The sequence below is a fragment of the Nocardioides sp. Soil796 genome, from assembly GCF_001429525.1.
Taxonomy (GTDB): Bacteria; Actinomycetota; Actinomycetes; order Propionibacteriales; family Nocardioidaceae; genus Nocardioides.
In genome coordinates this window covers 107010-129311 of the sequence record NZ_LMSQ01000015.1, presented here as the reverse complement: position 1 = coordinate 129311, position 22302 = coordinate 107010, and the positions used below count along the sequence as shown (strand labels likewise).

Annotated in this window: 21 protein-coding genes and 1 pseudogene; 16 read left to right on the top strand and 6 right to left on the bottom strand. The window is 68.0% G+C overall.

Annotation, left to right across the window (positions count from 1 at the left end; genetic code table 11):
* On the bottom strand, positions 1-183 hold a 183-nt coding region (locus tag ASH02_RS26955), incomplete at its 3' end, for a hypothetical protein (RefSeq protein WP_235538995.1).
* A gap of 116 nt (positions 184-299) precedes the next feature.
* On the opposite strand from ASH02_RS26955, the gene ASH02_RS06170 reads away from it, so the two are divergent.
* On the top strand, positions 300-515 hold the full coding sequence (locus ASH02_RS06170; protein WP_056675100.1) for a hypothetical protein: 216 nt from the start codon (positions 300-302) through the stop codon (positions 513-515).
* Positions 516-699: 184 nt separating this feature from the next.
* Here the strand turns inward: ASH02_RS06170 and ASH02_RS06165 are convergent, their stop codons facing one another.
* Entirely contained in the window at positions 700-1305 is a 606-nt protein-coding gene (locus tag ASH02_RS06165; RefSeq protein WP_056675103.1) for a TetR/AcrR family transcriptional regulator, read from the bottom strand.
* Between the two features lie 120 nt (positions 1306-1425).
* Between ASH02_RS06165 and ASH02_RS06160 the strand changes: the two genes are divergently transcribed.
* From ASH02_RS06160 to ASH02_RS06115, 9 genes are all read left to right on the top strand, one after another.
* Positions 1426-2304 (top strand): CoA transferase, encoded by an 879-nt coding sequence (locus ASH02_RS06160; RefSeq protein ID WP_056675105.1) that lies wholly within the window; start codon positions 1426-1428, stop codon positions 2302-2304.
* 25 nt (positions 2305-2329) lie between these two features.
* Positions 2330-3856, top strand: a complete 1527-nt coding sequence (locus ASH02_RS06155) for a class I adenylate-forming enzyme family protein (RefSeq protein ID WP_056675107.1) — start codon at positions 2330-2332, stop codon at positions 3854-3856.
* Positions 3849-4664, top strand: coding sequence for an enoyl-CoA hydratase/isomerase family protein (locus ASH02_RS06150; protein ID WP_056675110.1), 816 nt, complete (start codon positions 3849-3851; stop codon positions 4662-4664). The genes ASH02_RS06155 and ASH02_RS06150 overlap by 8 nt, the downstream gene beginning before the upstream one ends.
* The gene (locus tag ASH02_RS06145) at positions 4661-5836 is read left to right on the top strand and encodes a thiolase family protein (protein WP_056675113.1); all 1176 of its coding nucleotides are present in this window, start codon (positions 4661-4663) and stop codon (positions 5834-5836) included. Before ASH02_RS06150 ends, ASH02_RS06145 begins: the two co-directional genes overlap by 4 nt.
* 11 nt (positions 5837-5847) lie before the next feature.
* The gene (locus ASH02_RS06140; RefSeq protein WP_056675119.1) at positions 5848-6591 is read left to right on the top strand and encodes an SDR family NAD(P)-dependent oxidoreductase; all 744 of its coding nucleotides are present in this window, start codon (positions 5848-5850) and stop codon (positions 6589-6591) included.
* A gap of 13 nt (positions 6592-6604) precedes the next feature.
* Positions 6605-8299 (top strand): long-chain-fatty-acid--CoA ligase, encoded by a 1695-nt coding sequence (locus ASH02_RS06135; protein WP_056675121.1) that lies wholly within the window; start codon positions 6605-6607, stop codon positions 8297-8299.
* Complete coding sequence (locus tag ASH02_RS06130) at positions 8292-9068, top strand: enoyl-CoA hydratase-related protein (protein ID WP_056675125.1); 777 nt, start codon at positions 8292-8294, stop codon at positions 9066-9068. Before ASH02_RS06135 ends, ASH02_RS06130 begins: the two co-directional genes overlap by 8 nt.
* Positions 9069-9078: 10 nt before the next feature.
* Positions 9079-10239: an acyl-CoA dehydrogenase family protein gene (locus tag ASH02_RS06125; protein ID WP_056675128.1), complete on the top strand. Its 1161-nt coding sequence runs from the start codon at positions 9079-9081 to the stop codon at positions 10237-10239.
* Positions 10240-10618: 379 nt separating this feature from the next.
* Positions 10619-11710 (top strand): MBL fold metallo-hydrolase, encoded by a 1092-nt coding sequence (locus ASH02_RS06115; RefSeq protein ID WP_056675134.1) that lies wholly within the window; start codon positions 10619-10621, stop codon positions 11708-11710.
* A 654-nt stretch (positions 11711-12364) separates the two neighbouring features.
* Here ASH02_RS06115 and ASH02_RS06110 read toward each other — a convergent pair.
* Both ASH02_RS06110 and ASH02_RS06105 read right to left on the bottom strand, forming a co-directional pair.
* Positions 12365-13036, bottom strand: coding sequence for a TetR/AcrR family transcriptional regulator (locus tag ASH02_RS06110; protein ID WP_082563433.1), 672 nt, complete (start codon positions 13034-13036; stop codon positions 12365-12367).
* Positions 12933-13481, bottom strand: a complete 549-nt coding sequence (locus ASH02_RS06105) for a MaoC/PaaZ C-terminal domain-containing protein (RefSeq protein WP_056675141.1) — start codon at positions 13479-13481, stop codon at positions 12933-12935. Before ASH02_RS06105 ends, ASH02_RS06110 begins: the two co-directional genes overlap by 104 nt.
* A 100-nt stretch (positions 13482-13581) precedes the next feature.
* Between ASH02_RS06105 and ASH02_RS06100 the strand changes: the two genes are divergently transcribed.
* Genes ASH02_RS06100 through ASH02_RS06075 form a run of 6 tightly spaced genes read left to right on the top strand, consistent with a single transcriptional unit; the run spans position 13582 to position 19525 of the window.
* Entirely contained in the window at positions 13582-15171 is a 1590-nt protein-coding gene (locus tag ASH02_RS06100; protein ID WP_056675143.1) for an AMP-binding protein, read from the top strand.
* Positions 15168-15983: an enoyl-CoA hydratase/isomerase family protein gene (locus tag ASH02_RS06095; RefSeq protein WP_056675146.1), complete on the top strand. Its 816-nt coding sequence runs from the start codon at positions 15168-15170 to the stop codon at positions 15981-15983. Before ASH02_RS06100 ends, ASH02_RS06095 begins: the two co-directional genes overlap by 4 nt.
* Complete coding sequence (locus ASH02_RS06090) at positions 15980-17116, top strand: acyl-CoA dehydrogenase family protein (protein ID WP_082563434.1); 1137 nt, start codon at positions 15980-15982, stop codon at positions 17114-17116. Before ASH02_RS06095 ends, ASH02_RS06090 begins: the two co-directional genes overlap by 4 nt.
* A gap of 37 nt (positions 17117-17153) precedes the next feature.
* Complete coding sequence (locus tag ASH02_RS06085) at positions 17154-17924, top strand: SDR family NAD(P)-dependent oxidoreductase (protein WP_056675152.1); 771 nt, start codon at positions 17154-17156, stop codon at positions 17922-17924.
* Between the two features lie 43 nt (positions 17925-17967).
* Positions 17968-18387, top strand: a complete 420-nt coding sequence (locus ASH02_RS25990) for a Zn-ribbon domain-containing OB-fold protein (protein WP_162250900.1) — start codon at positions 17968-17970, stop codon at positions 18385-18387.
* Positions 18380-19525 (top strand): thiolase family protein, encoded by a 1146-nt coding sequence (locus ASH02_RS06075; RefSeq protein WP_056675159.1) that lies wholly within the window; start codon positions 18380-18382, stop codon positions 19523-19525. The genes ASH02_RS25990 and ASH02_RS06075 overlap by 8 nt, the downstream gene beginning before the upstream one ends.
* Before the next feature lie 729 nt (positions 19526-20254).
* On the opposite strand, the pseudogene ASH02_RS25550 reads toward ASH02_RS06075, so the two are convergent.
* Both ASH02_RS25550 and ASH02_RS06070 read right to left on the bottom strand, forming a co-directional pair.
* Positions 20255-21603: pseudogene (locus ASH02_RS25550) on the bottom strand (IS30 family transposase).
* Positions 21604-21896: 293 nt separating this feature from the next.
* Entirely contained in the window at positions 21897-22259 is a 363-nt protein-coding gene (locus ASH02_RS06070) for an IS3 family transposase (protein ID WP_162250901.1), read from the bottom strand.
* Positions 22260-22302: the final 43 nt, after the last annotated feature.

The window sequence follows — 22302 nt, the reverse complement described above, 5'->3', positions numbered from 1 at the left end:
CGACGACCCATCAAACACCTCCGTGATCATGAGGTGTTGCGACGACCGGTTGAATTCGCCCTGGATCCCCGCGTCCTTGTGAGGAAATTCAGTGAGCAGAACTGGGATGCGGTTCATGGAGGTCGCGGCCGCGACCGCGATCGAACGGCTTCTCGCAGAGCGGCTCGCGGTCAAGGACGTCATGCATCTGACCGGGCTCGACCAGGCGACGGTGCGTCGGCTGCGTCAAATCGAGACCGACGACGACGAGCCCGGGACCGAGTTTGTCACCAGCGGCGGAGTCGATACCACCGCCGAGGGTGCCGACGCCGAGGTGGCGTCATGGCGAGCCCGTCGACGGCAACGATCCATACAAGCGGCTCAAGACGGCCCTCAAGACCGATATCGACCGGGATGCCGGGGCCACGCTCGACGCCACCGACTCGCGCCCCTTCTCCAAGCCGGCTACGGGCAAGGTCGCGGCCAAGGTCATCAACGATCACGGCGACGAGGTAATGAAGCTTGAAGTGGAGTGATTGCAGCAGACGCATGCCACCCATCCCGGCACCTCCCGAGACAGCCTGCGCCAGCTGCACCGTCCTGCCCCACGCGATCACGAGGGCGGCGACCGTGCCGAGCTCCGGACTTGACCGGTGGCAAAGCCCATCCCGCGACATAGGGACCCAGCCCGCTTGTCCGGTGACGCTCGTGCGTGACGGCTCAGTGGTTCACATCCACAACGAGCTGCGGTCTCATCGACGCGCCCGTGTCATCGGCGAACTCGTCGGTGATGCGGTCGACAAGCGGCTGCAGGAAAAGGCGTCCGAGCTGCCGCACCATGATGGTGACGACCTGCTCGCCGACGGTGTGCTTCGTCGAGGCGACGCCGGCCTCCCGCAGATCGTCGACCTGCTGGGCGGAGAGCTGGCTGAGCCGGCTGACCAAGTCGACTCGCCCTGCGCTCCCATCGAGGATAGCCCGCCGCAGGTAGTCGACGATCGCTTGGTTGGCCGAGAGCATGGCGGCCACAGCACGGTCGCGTGCCGCCGTGACCTGGCCGGGCGGGCAAGGGCCGAGCGGGACGGACGCGATCGTCTGGGCGAACTGCTCGACGATCGCGAGTTCGACGGCTTCGCGCAGTGCCTCCTTCGTCCCGTAGTGGTGGACGACTAGACCGACCGTCACGCCCGCCGCGGCCGCGACCGCGCGTAGCGAGGTGGCCTCGGCGCCATTCGCCGCGAAGAGATCCAGTGCGGCGTTCCGGATCCGCGCCTTCGCCGTGAGGTCGTCCGCGCGTAGAGCCGCACTGGGCTGTCGTCGCGTCATGTCTCCTCATCCTTCTCGGTCTGCGTTCTCGGATCGGCACGAACGTACTAGTTACCTATTGCACGAACGTACCAGTTGCTATACAACTGTACAAACAGGCAGCGGCCAAAGGAGCAGTAAGTGTCGAGAACGCCAGACGCGACCGCAGTCGCGGGCGTCGGGGTCGTTTCCCTGGCCGTGAACCTCCCCGGACCCTTGGCGGTCGCCCGCCTTGCCTCGATGGGGGCGTCAGCGACCAAGGTCGAGCCGCCCTCCGGAGACCCGCTCCAAGCGGTCGCACCGAGCTGGTACGAGGAGCTCGCCGCCGGTCAGGAGGTCGTCACGCTCGACCTCAAGAGCCCAGCCGGCCGATCAGCGCTGGAGACGCGGCTCGCGGTTGCCGATGTGCTGCTGACCGCGATGCGACCCTCGGCTCTCACGCGGCTTGGGCTTGTGGATAGCGTCGAGCGGCATGGTCTCGTCCTGGTCGAGGTCGTCGGCTACGACGGAGAACGATCGGACGAGGCCGGGCATGACCTGACGTACCAGGCCGTCCAGGGCACGCTCATGCCGCCAACCATGCCCCTCGTGCCGTTTGTCGACGTGCTCGGAGCAGAGCGAGCGGTGACCGCGACACTCGCCGGGCTGCGGCGACGGACGTCAAGGAAGACGGCCGTACGCGAGCGGGTCGTGCTCGACGATGTGGCCTTCCACGCATCGGCCGCGGTGCGCCACGGCCTGACGCGTCCCGGTGACGTCCTAGGAGGGGGCCTGCCCACCTACAGCATCTACGCGACAGCCGACGGGCACGTCGCCGTCGGCGCGATCGAACCGCACTTCGCCCGCCGTCTCGCCGACGCAGTCGGGCGCACGCGTGAGGAACTGATCGCCCGCTTCGGCACCGAGTCCAGCGCCCACTGGGAGTCGCTGGGCCGTTCGCTCGACATCCCCCTCGTTGCCGTCCAAGACCCGCGTGCCGCTGTTCCTGACCCGCCCGTCCCTTTCCACAACCTCGGCTGATCCCCACCCCAACTAGGAGTCTCCCGTGCCCAGCCTCGCCCAAGTCCTCGCCCGGACTGCCAGTCGTGTTCCCCAACGGATCGCCGTCGAGTTCGGTTCGGGTTCGATGACGTACGCCGAACTCGACGCCAGCGTCAACCAGCTCGCGCGTGAGCTGACCGACCGGGGCCTGGCCAAGGGCGACCGTCTACTCCTGCTCTCGGGCAACAGCGGCGCCTTCGTCGTCGCGCTCTACGCCGGACTCCGTCTGGGCGCCATCGTCGTGCCCGTCAACCCGCGGTCGGCGCCGCCCGAGATCGACCACTTCGTCACCGACTCGGGCGCCAGTCTGCTGCTCTTCGGTCCAGAGGTCGTCGAGAACATCCAGGGGCTGGCAGGCGGCGGGGGGCGCGCAGGTAGCATCCCCGCGCTCGCGCTGGGTCGCGCAACGGGTTTCGACGACGTGCTCGCAGCCGCGGCCGTCCAGTCCGCTGAGCCGATCGACGTCGAGGTCGCGGAGGACGACGACGCGCTCATCATCTACACTTCGGGCACGACCGGTCGCCCCAAGGGTGCCCTCTTCGACCAGCACCGCATCCTGTGGGTCGGCATCAACACGGCGATTGGTTTAGGACTTCATGAGGGGGAGCGGATGTTGCACGTTGCTCCCCTGTATCACTCAGCGGCCCTCAACATGCTTCTGATCGGCGGGATGATGTATGGCGCGACGCACGTCATCCTGCCCCGCTTCGACCCGGAAACGGTGCTCGAGATGCTCGAACGCGAGCGGATCACCCAGTTCTTCGGCGTCCCGACGATGTACACGTTCCTGCTGCGCACCCCGTCGATCGCGACACGCGACCTGTCGAGCCTGCGTGTCTGCTTGTACGGCGCTGCTCCGATGCCGGCGACGACGGCTGAGGCGCTCGTGGCGGCGCTGCCGGGCGCGTCGATCATCCAGGCATGCGGCCAGACCGAGGGCGGGCCGGGGGGCATCCTCCTGCAGCATGACGAGGTGCTCGCGCGACCGAGCGCGAGCGGTCGCAGCGCCATCGCCAACACCGAGGTGCACATCGTCGACCTCGACGGCAACGACGTGGCGCCCGGCGGGGTCGGCGAGATGATCATGCGCGGCGAGACGATGATGAAGGGCTACTGGGGCAACCCCGAAGCGACGGCGGAGACCGTCCGAGACGGCTGGGTGCACACCGGCGACATCGCCAGCATCGACGAGGACGGATACATCACGCTGGTCGACCGGCTCAAGGACATGATCATCACCGGTGGCCGCAACGTCTATTCGGTCGAGGTCGAGAGCGCCCTGGCCGGTCACCCAGCGGTCGGGGACATCGCCATCGTCTCGCGACCGAACGAGGAGTACGGCGAGAGCGTCGTGGCCGTCGTGACCCCACGGGACGGTGCGACGCTCACCTTCGAGCAACTGCGCGAGTACGGCCAGCAGTGCCTCAGCAGCTACAAACTGCCCCGCGAGCTCATCATCATCGACGAGATTCCCCGCAACGCCTCCGGCAAGCTCCTCAAGCACCAGATCCGGGCGAAACTGAATGCCTGACACCCCGAGCGACCTGGGCAGTGGGTCCACCGCCAGGGCGCCGACGGCGCCGTCGACCCTGCGCCTCACCGTGGACGGACCCGTCGCCACGGTCGAGCTGACCCGGCCTGAGCGCCGCAACGCGCTGAGCCCTCACTCGGCGCAGGATCTGCTCACAGCTTTGGCCGACGTCGCGCGGGACGACGACGTTCGTGTCGTGGTGCTCACCGGCGCGGGGGGCAACTTCTGCGCCGGCGCCGACCTCATCGACCTCGACCCCGGCCGACTTGGCGAGGCCATGGTCGAGTTCAACAAGATCGTTCCTGTCCTGCGCAACTTGCCGCAGCCGGTCATCGCCAAGGTCCGTGGCGCCGCGGTCGGCGCCGGCTGCAACCTGGCCCTCGCCTGCGACTTCGTCGTCGCCGACGAGACGGCGCGGTTCACCCAGAACTTCGCCCGGCTCGGCCTGTCCATCGACCTCGGTGGCAGCTGGGTCCTGCCCCGGCTCGTCGGACTGCGGCAGGCGCGCGAGTTGGCCCTCCTCGGGGACGACCTCGACGGGCCCACCGCTGCTCAGGTCGGACTCATCGCACGCTGCGTGCCATCGGAGGAGCTCGATGACGCGGTCACCGCCCTGGCCCGACGCCTGGCCGGCTCCTCCCGCCCTGCCCAGGCACGCACCAAGCACCTCCTCGACGCCACGTGGACCGCGGCCCTCACCGAAGCGCTGGCCCGCGAAGCCGAAGCCCAGGTCGCCAACGTGTCGACGCCCGAGTTCCACCAAGCCCTGAACGCCTTCCGCACCCGCCACCAAGGAGCCCAACCATGACCCGTGAAGCAGTCATCGTCGACGCCGTCCGCACACCGGTCGGCAAGCGTGGCGGCCAGCTGCGCGACTGGCACCCCGTCGACCTGCTCGCGCACACCCTCGCCCACCTCGCCGAGCGCACCGGCCTCGACCCAGACCGACTCTCCGACGTCATCGTCGGCTGCGCCCTCCAGCGCGGTGAGCAGAGCGGCAACGTCGCCCGCAACGCCCTGCTCGGTGCGGGCCTGCCCACCGCCGTGCCCGGCACGACCCTCGACCGACAGTGCGGGTCCGGCCAACAGGCGGTCCACTTCGCGGCCCAAGCGATCAAGTCCGGCGAGTACGACTTCGCCATCGGCGCCGGCGTCGAGTCCATGAGCCGGGTCGACCTCGGTCCGCTCTTCGTCCCCGGCGGCGCCCAGGGCGACTGGTACGGCGAACGGGCCCTGGCGCGCTTTGACGGCAACCTGCCCGCCCAAGGACCATCAGTCGAGCTCGTCGCCACGAAGTGGGGTTTCACCCGTGAGCAGCTCGACACCTTCAGCGTCCAGAGCCACCGCCGCGCCGCCGCAGCGACCGACGCCGGGCACTTCGCCTCCGCGCTCGTGCCCCTCGACGGCGCGGCCAAAGACGGCTCCACCGCCCCGATGACCCGGGACGAGGGGATCCGGCTCGACATCGCCCCCGCGCGGGTCGCCGCCCTGCAGCCGGTGTTCTCCCCGGACGGCGTCATCACCGCCGGCAACGCCTCGCAGATGAGCGACGGAGCGGCCGCCCTCCTGGTCGCCGAACGCGCCGCCGCTGAGGCGGCCGGACTGCGACCGCGGGCCAGGGTCGTCTCCATGGCCGTCGCCGCGGACGACCCGGTGCTTCAATTCACGGCCATCATCCCAGCCAGTCAGAAGGCCCTGGACAAGGCCGGCCTCACCGTCGGCGACATCGACCTCGTCGAGGTCAACGAGGCATTCTCGCCGGTCCCGCTGCTGTGGTGCGAGGAGTTCGGCTACCCGGAGGACCAGCTCAACGTCAACGGCGGATCCATCGCCATCGGCCACCCGCTCGGCTCGACCGGCGCGCGCCTGCTGACCCAGCTCGTCAACGAGCTCGAGCGCCGCGAGGCCCGCTACGGCCTGCTCACCATCTGCGAGGGCGGCGGCATGGCCAACGCCACGATCATCGAACGCATCGCCTGAGGAGCAACAACATGGAGATCAGCAACCACACCTTCCTCGTCACCGGAGGCGCATCCGGGCTCGGAGGCGCGACCACCGCCGCCCTACTCGAGCGAGGCGCGCACGTCGTCGTCGCCGACCGCGCCGGGACAGCGCCCGCCGGCGCCGTCTTCGTCGAGACCGACGTCACCGACGCCGGCGCGGTGGCCCACGCGGTCGAAGTCGCCAGCCACCAGCCGGGACCGCTCTGCGGGGTGGTCAACTGCGCCGGAATCGGCGTCGCCCAAAAGGTGCTCGGCAGGTCCGGGCCGCACCAACTCGAGGACTTTATGAAGGTCCTCGATGTGAACCTCGCCGGTACGTTCAACGTGATCAGGCTCGCCGCCGCCGCGATGAGCGACGCCGAGCCTGGCCCGAGCGGCGAGCGTGGTGTGATCATCAACACCGCCTCGGCCGCCGCCTTCGACGGCCAGATCGGCCAAGCCGCCTACTCGGCCTCCAAGGGCGGAGTCGTCGCCATGACGCTCCCGATCGCCCGCGAGCTTGCGCGGTACGGGATCCGGGTGGCAACCATCGCGCCGGGGCTGTTCCTCACCCCCATGATGGGCGTGCTGCCTGAAGCCGCCAGGGAGTCGCTTGGCCAGCAGGTGCCCTTCCCGGCGCGGCTCGGCGACCCGTCCGAGTACGCCGCCCTCGCAATCCACATCATCGAAAACCAGATGGTCAACGGCGAGGTGATCCGTCTCGACGGAGCCCTGCGCATGGCCGCCCGCTGAACAGGAGACCGTCATGACTTCCCCCTTCACCACCCGCCCCCTCGTCACCGGCTACCCGTCGACCATGGGGGACGACGTCCAGCTGAACACGACCACGCTCATCCTGCACGCCGCACGCACGCATCCCGAGCGCGAGATCGTCTATCGCACCCCGGAAGGGGGCTGGGACCGCTACACCTACGCGGCGGCATACGAGCGCGTGATCCGGGGCGCAAACGCGCTGCGCGCTCTTGGCGTCCAGCCCGGGGACCGTGTCGGCGTCCTCGACTGGAACAGCCGCCGCCACTACGAGCTCTACTGGGCCATCCCGGGCCTTGCCGCCGTGTTGGTCCAGCTCAACCTCCGCCTCGGGCCAGAGGACCTGTCATTCGTGATCGACGACAGCGGCACGTCGGTCATCTGCATCGACGAGACGCTCCTGCCGGTCGCCGAGGCCGTTGCCCACCTGCTGCCCGGAGTGCGTGCATGGGTCGTGATGACCGACAAGCCGCTCTCACAGGTCGAGACCAGCCTGCCCAACCTGCACCACTACGAGGACCTCGTCGCCGCGGCCAGCCCGCACCTGGTCTGGCCGGAGATCGACGAGCGCTCCGCGTACAGCGCGTGCTACACGACCGGCACGACCGGGCGACCCAAGGGCGTCTACTACTCCCATCGGGCGATCTACCTGCACTCGTACGGCATCGCCACGAACATCGGGATGGTCCTCGACGACTGCACCATGCTCATCACTCCGATGTTCCACGGCCAGGCGTGGGGCCTTCCCCAGGCAGCGACGCTGATGGCCAACAAAATCGTCCTACCCGGCCGCTATATGGCCGAGGACACCAAACCGCTGACCGACGCGATCATCGCCGAAGGCGTCACCGTCACCAACGGCGCACCTGCAATCTTCCTGCCGATGTTGCATTACATCGAGAGCCTCGACGAGAAGCCGGACCTGTCCCGGCTGCGGATGATGTCTGGAGCCACCGAGCCGCCGCTGACGATGATGCGCGGCTTCCGAGACCTGACCGGCGCCGAGATCGTCCACGCCTACGGCGCGACCGAGACCACCCCGCTCGTGACGATGAACCGCTACAAGCCGAGCGTGCGCGAACGCCTGAGCGAGAACGAGCTCTTCGAGCTCAAGCGCAAACAGGGCCTGCCCGTCACGGGCGTCGACGTCCGGCTCATCGACGGCACCGGCAACGACGTCGCATGGGATGGCGTCACCCAGGGGGAGATCTGCATGCGAGGCCCGTGGGTCACCAGGACCTACCACAACATGCCAGAGGACGACCGAGCCGGCCGGTTCCACGACGGCTACTGGCGAAGCGGCGACGTCGGGACGATCGACGCGGATGGGTACCTGAAGGTGACCGACCGGGTCAAGGACGTCATCAAGAGCGGCGGTGAATGGATCTCCTCGATCGACATGGAGAACCTGCTCCTCAGCCACCCGGCTATCGCCGAAGCCGCGGTCGTGGGACTGGCACACCCGAAGTGGCAGGAGCGGCCCTTCGTCCTCATCGTCCCCAAGCCCGGGCAGGAGATCACCCTCGAGCAGGTCCGCAGCCACCTGTCTAGCGCATTCGCCGCGTGGCAGCTGCCCGATGCCATCGAGATCGTCGCCGAGATCCCCCGTACGAGCGTCGGCAAGTTCGACAAGAAGCAGATCCGCTCGGCATACGCCGCCGCCTACGAGGGTGAGCAGGCCGATGCCTGAGCAGCTCGTGTCCGCCGAAGCCCACGGTACGACCCTGGTTCTCACCCTTGACCGGCCCGCCGCCCTCAACGCGTTGAGCCGCACACTCGTCGACCACCTCGCTGACCGCCTCGAGGAGGCCGCCGTCGACAACGCCGTCCGCGCGGTTGTCGTGTCCGGATCGGACAAGGCATTCTGCGCTGGCGCGGACATCGGCGAGATCCCCGGCATGGTCAACGCCTCCCCGCTCGACGCGTTTCCGTTCGACCGGCTCTTCGAGACCGTGGCCTCCCTGCCCGTCCCGACGATCGCCGCGGTCCGCGGCCTCGCCTTCGGCGGCGGCTGCGAGCTCGTCCTCGCCTGCGACACCGCCGTCGCAGGGCGCTCGGCCCGCTTCGCCGTCCCCGAGGTCAAACTCGGGGTGATCCCCGGCGCCGGCGGCACCCAGCGCCTGGTCCACGCCATCGGCAAGGCCAAGGCCATGCGGATGCTCCTCACCGGCGCGCCAGTCGACGCCGAATGGGCCTACACGGCAGGCCTCGTCGCCGACCTCGTCGACGACGGCCAGGTACTCGACCGCGCGCTCGAGCTCGCCGCCCAGATCGCCGCCAACGCTCCCCGAGCCGTGGCGTATGCCGCTGACTCGGCCCGGCGGGTCCACGACCTGCCGCTTCAACAAGGACTCGCCCACGAGCGGCGCAACTTCCTCCTCGCGCTCGGCACGTCCGACGCTGAGGAAGGGATCAGCGCTTTCACCGACCGACGCACGCCCGCCTTCACCGGCAGATAAGGACGACCCGATGATCCTGGACGACTACCGGTCACCCTGGCTGACCGAGGAACTCGACGACCTGCAGCAGCTCACCCGCACCTTCCTCGACAAGGAGGTCGTGCCGAACCAAGCCCGGTGGGCCGAGCAGCACATGGTCGACCGCGACTTCTGGCGCGCGGCCGGACGCGCCGGTCTGCTGTGTATCAGCATCCCCGAGGAGTACGGCGGCGGCGGCGCCACTTTCGCACACGAAGCGATCATCGCGGCCGAGCAGGCCCACGTCGCCGACGACGCCTGGGCCAACAGCGTGCACAGCACCATCGTCGCCCACTACGTCAACGCCTTCGGCACGCAGGAGCAGAAGCTGCGCTGGCTACCCGGCATGGCCTCCGGTGAACTCGTCGCTGCGATCGCAATGACCGAACCGACCACTGGCTCGGACCTGCAACGGGTCCGCACCCGCGCCGTACGCGACGGCGACGGCTACGGCTACATCATCAACGGCTCCAAGACATTCATCTCCAACGGAACCCACTGCGACGTGCTCATCATCGTGGCCCGCACCAGCGACGAGCCCGGCGGCCGAGGCCTGTCCCTCATCGTCGCCGAGACGCAGGACCTGCCGGGCTTCGAGCGCGGCCGGGTGCTCGAGAAGATCGGCATGCACGGCCAGGACACCCGAGAGCTGGCGTTCGTGGACATGCGCGTGCCTGCCGTCAATCTCCTCGGGGGCGTCGAGGGCCGCGCCTTCCAGCAGCTCATGGAGCAGCTGCCCCAGGAACGGCTCATCATCGCCGTCACGGCGGCAGCCGCGGCTGAGACGGCTGTAAGGCACGCGATCGCCTACGCGAAAGAGCGAGAGGCCTTCGGGGAGACGCTCCTGTCGTTCCAGAACACCCGATTCGTCCTTGCCGAGTGCGCTGCTGACGCCCTCGCCGCGCGCACCCTCGTCGACAGCTGCATCACCCGGCACGTCGCCGGCGAACTGGACGCGGCCGGTGCCTCCCTCGCGAAGTTCTGGTGCACCGACATACAGAACAAGGTGGTCGATCGCTGCCTGCAGGTCTTCGGCGGCTACGGCTACATGATGGAATACCCGATCGCCCGGATGTTCGCCGCCGCCCGCGTCCAGAAGATCTACGGGGGAACGAACGAGATCATGAAGGAACTGGTGGCCAGAGCCCTATGACGTGCTCCGACGTTGAGACAACGCACCCGTGCTCCTGCCCGCTGAGGACATGCCCGTCGGGCAAGACATCGACTGCGGCCCCTATCAGGTCACGGAGAACGAGGTCGTCGAGTTCGCCTCGGCCCGGGCCCCGCAGTACGTCCACGTCGATCGCGATCTCGCCGCGCACACCGACGTCCGCGCACTGGATCGCCAGCGGTCTGCACACGGCCCGGATCATCCAAAGGGTTCGCAGCGACCGGCGTGTACCAGCGGCACGGCCTCGTCGCGGGCGAGGACATCCACGACATACGCTTCCTTCGCCGCAGCGCGCCGGTGACGTGGTGACGTGCTCGATCGTCGTCCAGCCCGTCGTGACGGTTCGGACGGGGTCCATGACATGACGACGCCAACGACACCGACCCACCGGGCGATCTCGGCCGACTCCGGCACGCACTGGACCGCGGAGGGCGCGTGGCAGGTCGCTGAGGGCATCCACCGAATCCCGCTGCCGCTGCCGATGGACGGCCTGCGGGCGGTCAACGTCTACGTCATCGACACCGATTCCGGCCCCATCCTCGTCGACGGCGGCTGGGCGATTCCCGAGGCCCGCGAACTGCTGGACCGCTGCCTGCGCTCGCTCGGCTACGGCTTCGGCGACATCGATCGGTTCCTCGTCACCCACATTCACCGCGACCACTTCACGATGGCCTCGGTTCTCGGCCGGGAGTACGGCGCCGAGGTCATACTCGGCGAGCCGGAGCGGCCCGCGCTGGAGCTGCTGCTCACTCCCGACACCAAGCGCAACCCGTTCCACGACGTCCTGGTCACCGCCGGAGCGCGTGACGTCGCCGAGGCCTGGGTTGAGGCCGGCCCAGGCGAGATGCCGGACTTGTCGATCTGGGCGCTCCCGGACAACTGGCTCGAGGGAGACCTCACGGTCGACCTGGGCACGCGGGTGCTGGACGCCGTACACACGCCCGGCCACACTCCCGGCCACTACGTGTTCGCCGAACAGGCGGCCGGGCTGCTCTTCGCCGGCGACCACGTGCTGCCGACGATCACACCGTCGATCGGTCTCACCGTGCCGCCCGCTGATGAGCCGCTCAGGGACTTCCTCACCTCGCTGGCCAAGGTACGCGCCTTGCCCGACCTCCAGCTCCTGCCTGCCCACGGGCCGATCGCGCCGTCGACCCACGCACGGGTAGACGAGCTGCTCATACACCACGAGCAGCGGCTCGAGCTCAGCCTCGCTGCCCTCGCCCGTGGTCCGTCGACCGCGAAGGGCGTCGCGACCCACCTCGGCTGGACCCGCCACGAGCACCCGTGGGACCAGCTCGACATCTTCAACCAAGGCATGGCCGCGATGGAGACTAAGGCCCACCTCGACCTCCTCGTCGCCCGCGGCCAGGCCACCGCCACCCCAACCTCCGGCGGGGTCGTCTACACCGTCAGCCCTCGCCGACCAGTTTCCATGGGCTTCCCCTCGTAGCGTGGAGCATCGCCACAAACGATGAGCCATGGCCAGGTACCGAAGTTCGACGAACTTCGAGCAGGGCGCGGTCCGGCTGGTGCTCGGAACCAGGAAACCGATCGCGCAGGTGGCCCGGGAGTTGGGGATCATCGAGGGACGTTGGGGACCTGGGTGGCCAAGGCCCAGCCGGGGAGGTCACGCGAGAACGCGCCGTTGAGCGAGTCCGAGCGCGCGGAGATGCAGCGCCTGCGCAGGGAGATCATCGATCTTCGGCCAGCGTGATGTGCCCAAGCGCTTGGTGGCCCACTGGGTGCACGAGGCGATGTGCTGGTATCCGTGGCCGGATCTATCGCCGCCCAGAGGGCGAACCACGGCGTGCTGCCGTCGGCGACTACGCGTCGGGCGTTTCTCGGCGTTCGCAGGGAAGGTTCTACGAGTGGCGCGACGGCGACCGTTCGGCGCAGGAGAGAACACCGTCGCGGCGATGATGCCCGAGCTCGGGCTGGCCGCCGGGCGTCGGCGGACCACTCGTCAGCGTCGGAATCGGTGGCGGGCACCAAACCTGGAGCGGTCGGGACTTCGGCACCGATCGGCTCAACCACAAGAGGTACGGCGACGGCACGGAGATCCCCACCGACCTGGGCAAGCTCTACCCGTCCGGGCACAGCTGGCTCAGGCACCGTCTTGGTCGATTGCCGGAAGGGGACCCGACAGCATCACCAGCACTTGGTGCGCCAGGTCCTCGGGCGTGGTCGATCCCAGTGGGTCGTACCACCGGAAAAGGCTGGTGAGCATGGTCAGGGTTAGGTTTGCCAGGACCGTGCCATCCGCTTTCGGCTCGAGTCTCTCGCTCTTGCGGTAATCATCCAGGAGCTCGGCGAAATCGCGGGTAACGGTGTGGGACCAGGATCGGAAGGACTGGAGCGCCAGCTCCGACAACTCCGGTTGCTCACCCCAGACAGTGGCGTAGAAGACGCGTTTGCTGGACGCTGACTCGATGTGGAGCTTGACGACCGCCCGAATCTTCTCGCGGGGCGAGAGGTTGCTGGTGAGCAGGTCCTGCAACTTCTCGCTGAGCTCCTCCGTGACGTGCGCCACCATCTGGTCCAGGAGCCACAGCTTGCTCTCGATGTACTTGTAGATCGTCGGACGGGAGATCCCGGCCTCGAGGCAGATGTCGTCGATGGTCGAGCTTCGGTAGCCCTTGGTCTGGAACACGCGAGCGGCGGCTTCAATGATGTCAGCCGTGGTCGTCGCCCGTTGCCTGGCCACACGTGCTCCCTCCGGATCCGGACGGCTGCAGGCTACTCCACCGGTGTCTCGAGGCCCGTGCGGTGCTGACATAGCTCTCGAGGCGCAGAGTGAGGACCGTCTTGCCGTGCTGATTCTCCAGGCGGCCCTCCACCTCGAGTTTCGCCATGCCGTTGCGCGGGGGACAGGCGCCGTTGACACGGACCCAGCCGGTCAGGACGTCCCCAGGGAAGACCGGCCGCGGCAGCACCATCTCGCGGATCGCACGTCCCGCCACGACGGCCCAGGAGGAGTACGCCGCGTCGACGGCGAGCCGCTGGAACACTGCAAAAGTGTGGAGCCCGCTGGCGATCACACCGCCGAAAGGACCCCCGTCGCCGACGTGGATTGGAAGCGGGTCCCACCGCTGCGCGAAGGCGCGGATCTCCGACTCGGTCATGGTGACGGGGCCGAGCGAACTCAGTACGCCGACCCGCGCGGCGAGGTCTTCGGCGTACAGCAGACCGTCCTGGATCGGAGCTGGACCTGCACTGCTCATCGACGTGGGCACCTTTCTCGAACGAGGTCGTGCTCGACCTTGACGTACGTGAAGACTTGCCTAGACTAACTGATGAGTTAATCCGGCGGAAGGCGTCAACATGGCTCACTCAGCCCCCACCATCCCGGCCGCCTCGCGCGGAGCGACGTATAGCGACCTCATCGTCGAGGCGTTTGAGCGCTTCGCGGACAACGAGGCGTTCGTGCTCGGCGAACAGCGCATGACGTTCGCCGAAGCGGCCGACTCCATGAGCCGCATACAGCAGCTGCTCGTCGACCGCGGAATTTCCCATGGGTCTGGCGTGGGGGCGCTCAGTGTCAACCTCCCCGAGGTCTGGCTGACCCAGGCGGCGACCTACCTCATCGGCGGCCACTACACCGGCCTCCACCCGATGGGGTCCGTCGAGGATCACGTCTGGATCTGCGACGACGCCGAGATCGAGGTCCTCATCGTCCATCCGACATTCGCGGAGGTGGGAGCCGCTGTCGCCGAACGCTCCAAGACGGTGAAGCACCTGCTCGTGTTCGGTGAGTCCGACGCTGGGCAGGACCTGTTCGAGCTGATCGAGGGCTACGACCCGAAGCCGCTCGAGCCGGGCCCGGCCGGCCAGGAGGACCTCGCCTGGCTGCAGTACACGGGCGGGACCACCGGCACGCCGAAGGGCGTCATGCTCTCGCACCGAGCGATGGCCGAGCAGTGCAAGGCGGTGCTGACGAGCTGGCAACTCCCCGCCAAGCCCCGCTACCTGGTCGCACCGCCGATCACGCATGCCGGGGTGCTGCCGCTCTTCCCAACCCTGGCCCGCGGCGGCACGGTCATCTTGCTTCAAGGCTTCGAGCCGAAGTCCTTCGTGCAGGCGATTGAGAAGGAGCAGGCCAACTGCACCTTCGCGGTGCCGACAATGATCAACGCCCTGCTCGACCACACCACATCGGAGGACGCGGACCTGAGCTCGCTCGAGACCTTCGTTTATGGCGCAGCACCGATTTCGCCCTCCCGGCTCACCCAGGCCCTGAACCGGTTCGGGCAGAAGTTCGTCCAGTGCTATGGTCAGACTGAGTGCGTCGGCGTTACGACGAGCCTCCTACGTGAGGAGCACGACCCGGTTGGGCGTCCGGACCTGCTCAGTTCGTGCGGGCGTCCGGTCATCGGCACCACGGTGACGATCGTCGACGAAGCCGACCAGCCGGTCCCTGATGGGATTCCCGGTGAGCTCTGTGTCCGCTCGCCAGTCATCATGTCCGGCTACTGGAACCGGCCCGACTTGACCGAGGAGACTCTGCGCAATGGGTGGCTGCATACCGGGGACATGGCGATGCGTGACGAGCAGGGCTATCTCCACATCGTGGACCGCAAGAAGGACATGGTGATCTCAGGCGGGTTCAACGTCTATCCGAAGGAAGTCGAGGACGTGATCGCGGCGCATCCCGACGTCGCCGCGGTGGCGGTCGTAGGCATGCCGGACGACAAGTGGGGCGAGGCGGTCACCGCGTTCATTGTCCTCCACGAGGGAGCCGCCATCGACAAGGCCGTGCTCAAGCGGCTCGTGCGCGACGCGAAGGGCGCGCACCAGGCGCCTAAGGAGATCCACCTCGTCGACGCGCTGCCCGCCACCCTCGTCGGGAAGATCGACAAGAAGCGTCTGCGCGCCATGGGTGCAGAGATCGGCGCCGAGGGTGGGGATCGATGAGCGCAGTGACGCAAGCCGCCGTCACTCGTATCGACAAGGGCCCCGTGGCCTGGTTGTCGCTCAACCGGGCCGAAGCGATGAACGCCCTTAGCGAGCGCGTGCTCGATGCACTTGCCGCCCATCTGGCTGACATCGAGGACGAGCGGGACGTGCGTGTCGTGGTCGTCACGGCGACGGGCCGTGCCTTCTGCGCCGGCGCAGATCTCAAGGAGGTGCTGGGCCCAGACGGCAAGGTGGATCCCGTTCGACTGCTCGCCTTCGAGAAGGGGGCGGCCGAGACCTTCGCCATGCTCGCCTCGCTGCCGAAGCCAGTCATCGCTGCGCTGAACGGGATCACGATGGCGGGTGGACTGGAGCTTGCGCTGCACTGCGATCTAGTCGTCGCCTCGGCCGACGCGCGCCTCGGCGACGGCCACATCAACTACGGCCTCCTCCCCGGCGCCGGCGGCGCAGCCCGGCTGCCACGGGTGGTCGGCCCCACCCGCGCCAAGTACCTCGCCTTCACCGGTGAGCTGGTCACTGCGAAGGAGGCGCAGGCGATGGGCCTGGTCAACGAGGTCGTCCCGGCCGACCAGCTTGTGACGCGAGCCGAAGAGCTTGCCACGACGATCGCGCGGCGCAGCCCGAGCGCGTTGCGCCTGTTCAAGCAGGCGATCGACGACGGCCTCGACCAGCCGCTCGCCAGCGCCTTGCGGCTCGAGCGACTCGTCACCGCCGAGCACCTGCACAGCGGTGACGTCGACGAGGGGCTCAGAGCCTTCGCCGAGAAGCGTGCGCCGCTGTTCAAGACGACGTCGGGAGGCACCAGATGACGGACCATGACGAGCTCGCTGACTTCCGCGACAGCGTTCGCGCGTTTGCGCGCAAATCCTTCCTCGAGGGGTATCTCGAGCGCGCTCAGGGTGCCCCCTACCCGCGAGATACCCTTATGGACCTCGGAAGGAATGGGTTACTCGGCCTTTGCGTCCCCGAGGAGCAGGGAGGTCAGGGATCGGACCTGCAAGCCCTCGGCATCGCCTGCGAAGAAGTCAGCTACGCCGACGCTGCCTGCGGCTACCAGGTGTTCGCCAACAACGTCACGGCCGACCTGCTGGTCAAGTCCGCTTCGGAAGAGGCAGTCCGCCGCTGGCTCGGACCGGTGATCGCAGGGGAAGCAGTCTGTGCCATCGCACTCACCGAGCCCGCGTCCGGGTCCGACGCCCAGGCGCTGAGCGCCAAGGCCGTTCCCGTGGACGGCGGCTGGGAGCTGTCGGGTGAGAAGACCTCGATCACCCAGGGGCCCGATGCAGACCTCGCGATCATCGTCGCGCGTCAGACCGACACGGGACGCATCAGTGCGTTCGTCGTGCCCATGGACTCACCCGGCCTGTCCGGCCAGCGCTTCGCCGACCCTGGATTCCGGCCGGTCGGCCGCGGTTCGATCGCCATGGAGGGTGTCTTCGTTCCGCACTCGCACCAACTCGGTCAGGGCGGCGAGGGGTTCGCAATGATCATGAACGAGTTCGACCTGACGCGCACCCTCATCGCGTTCATGGTAGTCGGCATCGCCCAGCGGGCCATCGACCTGACCATCGAGCACATCAAGACCCGCACGAGCTTCGGCAAGCCGCTGAGCCACTACCAGGGCGTGACCTTCCCGATCGCCGAACACCTGACGTACCTCACTGCCATCCGAGCCCTGGCCACGTCCACGCTCGAGGCACGCAGCAACGCAAGGCCGCACACCGTCGAGGCGGCAATGCTCAAGTGGTGGGCACCCCAGGTCGGCTTCCAGGCGGTGCAGGACTGCATCGTGCTCCACGGCCATGTCGGCTGGTCGGAGGAGATGCCGCTGCAGGCATTGCTGCGCGACGTGTCCGGCTTCCAAATCGGTGACGGCACGCCACAGATCCAGAAGCTCATCATCGCCCGGTCCGCCATCGGCCGCGAGGTCATGGGCCGCTGAACCGGCACCGAGAACCACAACGCTCCCAGGAGAAGCCGTGAAGATAGAGAACGCCGTAGCCATCGTGACCGGTGGCGCCTCCGGCCTAGGTGAGGCCACCGCCCGCCGCCTGCTCGAGCTCGGAGCCCGGGCAGTCGCCGCGTTCGACCTCAACGACGAACGCGGAGCCGCCCTCCGCGCCGAGCTGGGGGAGCGCTACCGCTACCTTGAGGTCGACGTCAGCCAGCTCGACCAGGTCGAGATGGCCGTGGCGGCCGTCGAGTCCGAGCACAGTGCCGTCCAGGTCGTGGTGAACGCCGCCGCCGTCGCCGCCCCCGCCAAGCTCCTGTCCAGCCGCGGACCGCTGCCTATGGAGGTCTTCGACAAGGGGATCAAGGTGAACCTCTACGGCCCGATCCATGTGATGCGCAGCGTGGCCCCCGGCATGGCGGCCAGCGAGCCTACCGCCGGCGGGGAACGTGGTGTCATCATCAACGTCGCGTCCGGCGCGGCGTGGGAGGGCCAGATCGGGCAGATTGCCTACAGCGCCTCCAAAGCCGCCCTCGTCGGCCTGACGATGCCGCTGTTCCGTGAGCTCGCCCAGCACGGAATCCGTGTCATGACGGTAGCGCCCGGTGCCTTCGACACGCCGATCTACGACCAGGTCCCTCCCGCCCTGAAGGCGGAGCTCGCCGCCCAGTCGCTCTTCCCACGGCGCATGGGCGAGCCCGCGGAGTTCGCGATGTTGATCGAAGAGATCGTCCGAAACCCTATGCACAACGGCCGTTCGATCCGGCTGGACGCCGGGATGATCCTCCCGCCGAGCTGACCCGTCCTCCCATGGACCGCGACCTAGAACCAGGAGCATCGACGTGACCAACCCCGTTCCCCTGCGCGAAGGACTCTTCCGCGAGACAGCGGCAGGCCCGACCCTGCTCGCGAGCTGCTGCACCGCGTGCGGCCACACGTCGTATCCGCCCGCTCCTCGCTGCCTCGACTGCGGCAGGGAAGCGCAGGAGCCCGTGGAACTCGGCTCAGACGGCGAGCTGCTCTGCGCGACCGTCGTGCACATGGGCAACCACCGCTACCCACCTGGCTACACCGTCGGCTACGTGACCATGCCCCACGGCGTGAGGGTCTTCGCCCAACTCGCGATCTCCGCCGGCGAGGACCTTCCGGCGCCCGGCACACCGATGACGCTCGAGATCGTGCCGATGTGGCGTGAGCAGGAGCAGGACGTGCTCGCCTACCGCTTCGTCCCTGCGCCCGGAAAGGAATCCGCCCATGCGTGAGGTCTTCGTCCTCGGAGTGGGACAGAGTGACTTCGGCAAAATGCCCGAGCGCAGCATCGCCGACCTGGGAGGCCAGGCCGCCCGCGCCGCGATCGCCGACGCAGGCATCAACTCCGCCCAGATACAGGCCGTCTTCTCCTCCCGGGTCTACGACGCCATGATCACCAGCCAGACCATCATGAAGGACCTCGGCGTCACCCGCGTCGAGATGGTCAACGTCGAGAACGCGTGCGCGGGTGGATCGACAGCGATCCGCAGCCTCTACAAGGACATCGCCGCCGGCTTCGTCGACCTCGGCATCGCCATCGGTGTCGAGTCGATGACCACGAGTCCGATCGCCGGGAAGCTGATCCCGCCGGACAGGGACGACCTCGACGGTCAGCTCGGACTCAGCATGCCCGTACTGTTCGCGCTTCAGGCGCAACGTCTCATGGCGACCCACGGCGCGACACCTGAGGACTTCGCCCAGGTGTCGGTCAAGGCGCATGACTTCGGTGCCCTGAACCCGCGAGCGCAGTACCAGAAGCGCTTCACCGTCGAAGAAGTACTGGCCTCCCGGATGATCGCCGACCCCATCACGCTGCTCCAGTGCTGCCCCAACACCGACGGGGCTGCCGCCGTGGTCATGGCGTCCGCCGACGTGGCGAAGAAGTACGCCGAAGCACCGGTCCGCGTCGCTGGATCAGCGCTGATCTCGGGCGACTACGATTTCCGGCGCTCCGACATCACGACCCTCGAGCTCGGTGCGCGGGCGGCGGCCCTCGCCTACGAGCAGGCCGGTGTGGCGCCCTCCGACGTGGACGTCGTCGAGTTGCACGACGCCTTCGCGAGCGAAGAGATCGTCCACTACGAGGACCTGGGGCTGTGCGCGCGCGGTGATGGCGTGGGTCTGCTGCGCTCCGGCGCCACCTCGTTAGGCGGGCGCATCCCCGTGAACCCGAGCGGTGGGCTGCTGTCCCTCGGCCACCCGCTGGCCGCATCCGGCGTCCGGGTCATCTGCGACATCACCGACCAGCTGCGCGGGCGCAGCGGAGCCAGCCAGGTACCTGGCGCCAAGGTCGGCCTTGCCCAGATGCTGGGTGGCGTCGCCACCGGGCTGGACGCGGCAGCCGGCAGCGTCCACATCCTGACGGTCTAGCAGGTTGGAACGTAGTTCGCGAGTTGGAAGTCGTGTTATCTGCTCGATGCGTCTCGGCGGACGGTCGTGGGGATCCCTGTCGTGTGGGCACGACGACCGGGAGGCCGCCGGGTGCTCGGTCGGCTAGCTGTGTGTCCTTCCCAGTTCTCGATGCATGGCTCAACTCAACTGAACACTGGCTGGTGCACCCCTGGGGACTGCCCCCGGTTTGATTGACACCCAATCATTGTCCCGTTCAGGTTCACACAGGGCGCAGCCAGCCGCAGGCCGCCGGTACCGTGACAGGCACGGATGGCCTGCTGGGTACCCCTCGTCCCCCGACGTCGTCCCCCGATTGTTCTCGACTGTGGGAGTGAATCGCCCCGGGTTTCGTGGAGGCTCGATTACTTGGATCCAGTCCCGGTCGGGACGAGTTCTTGAGGGTAGTGCTCCGGGGGTGATGCTGGCCCAGTGGTTGCCTTCGAACTCGGCGGGCGGGACAAGTCCGAGCTCGCCGTGCAGGCGCCTGTGGTTGAACCAGTCGACGTATTCGGCGACCGCGATCTCGACGTCGCCGACGTCTTCCAGCCGCCCTTCGGCCGCATGACCGGGTTGCGGATGCACTCGGTCTTGAACAGCGAGTTGAGCGCCTCTGCCATCGCGTGTCGTAAGAATCGCCCCGCGATCCGACCGACGCGACGGCCTCTGCTTCCGCGAGTCGCTCGGTGTAGCGAATCGCTCGAACCAGGTTCAACCGGTGGAAGCAACACCGCCTTGGGAAAGCAACTGTAGGTGCTCGTTGAGGGCTTCGGCCGGCGTCTTCCCTTCCAGGGTTTTGCGGGGTCGGTTGTTGAGGGCTGTTTCGACGGCCTGCATCTCGTGCGCTCCCACCGGGACAGGTCGGTGCCCTTGGGGAAGTACTGGCGCCGCAGGCCGTGTGGTTCTCGTTGGTGGCCCGCTGCCAGGGCGAGTGGGGGTCGGCGAAGTAGACCGCGATCCCGGTCTCGCTCTTGAACTGGGCGTGTTGGGACAGTTCCTTGCCGCGGTCCCAGGTCAGCGTGCGACGCAGCTGCTCTGGCAGGGTCGTCATCGTCGTGGCGAGGGCGTCCTTCATCGCGACCGCGCCGTAGCCGCCCAGCGGTGGACCGTTCTTCGTGGGCGCAACGATCCCGTAGCCCTCGGCACGGGGCAGGTGCACGAGCATCGTGTACCTGGTGGTGCGTTCGACCAGAGTGCCGATCGCGGAGCGGTTCAGCCCGATGATGAGGTCGCCTTCCCAGTGACCGGGCACCGCGCGGTCGGCAGCCTCGGCGGGCCGCTGGCTGATCACGACGTCCGCGGTGACGTGGGCGCCGGGCGTATTGCGTGATCTGGCCCGGGGCACGCGCAGCGCCCGACCGGTGCGCAGGCAGGCGACCAGCTCGCGTTTGAGCGCGCCGCGGCCCTCGATGTAGAGCTCTTGGTAGATCGCCTCGTGGCTGATCCGCATGGACTCATCATCGGGGAAGTCGATCGGGAGCCTGTTGGCGATCTGCTGCGGACTCCACGCCAACGCCCAACGGCGGTCTTGACGGTGCGGCTTGTTCCGCCCCTTCCAGGGCGCCACGTCCGGCCCGATGATCTCCACGCCATCTGGTCCACGGAGCACACCGGCGAGCTTGTCCTGGACGTAGTCGCGCAGCCGCGGGTTCTCGACGAGCCTCGCGGTCTTGGCGCGCTTGGCTGCGCTCCGGGCCTTCCACTGCGCCACCGAAGCGTGGTACTCCACTTTCCCGCTGCGGGTGGCGGCGTTGCGTCGCAACTCGCGCGAGATCGTCGAGGGATGCCGACCGACCCGCCGGGCGATCTCGCGCACCCCTTGGTCCTGCGCCCTCAGGATGGCGACCTCCTCCCGCTCAACGAACGACAGATACCTGCCTGACGGTGCGGCAAGAGTGATCGGTGGCATCCCGCCACCGTGGCGGAACCACCGCGACCCGACCGGGCCTGACACGCCAACAGCGGCCGCGGCGTCCTCGCTGCCCATCCCTTCGGCGATCCGCCGCCAGAACTCCTGCTCCACATGCCGGGGGTGGATACGGACGCCCAGGCGACCGCATCGCCGGCCGCACCGCACGATCCGCATCCTGTTGTCGACGAACCACCGAACACCTCCATGCAGTCGAGGTGTTGCGACGACCGGTTGATTTCGCCCGATACTCCACGGTCGCTGTGATGGACCAAGCCGGTGACATCCTGCCCGGCCCGTTGCCGGTTCCAAAGGCCCATGTCGAGGGCGTCCAACGCCAGGTCGGTGCGCAGGCTGGTGGACACCTGCCAGCCGACGATCATTCGGGCGAAGACATCGAGGACGAACGCGACATAGTCCAGCCAGCGTGGGTCCTGACGTAGGTCAGGGGTCGGCCACCCACAGCTGGTTCGGTGCTGTCGCGACGAACTTCCTGCTGACAAGGTCCTCGGGTCGTTCGGTCTCAGCGCCGTCGCCGAGGGTGGTCTTGCGGGTCTTCTCCCGCGGGATCCCGCGCAGCCCCTCAGCCCTCATGAGTCGCTCGACGGTGCAGCGGGCGACCTTCACGCCCTCGCGGTTGAGCTCGGCGTGGATCTTCCGCGCGCCGTAGACCCCGAGGTTGGCCTTGTGGGCGACCTTGATATCCTCGACCAGTTCGGCGTCGCGGATCGCACGTGCCGACGGCGGCCTGGTCTTCGCGGCGTAGTAGCTGCTCCGGGCGATCGTGAAGCCGGCCTTCTTCAGCACGGCACAGATCGGCTCGACCCCGACCTCGCGCCATCGACCACGT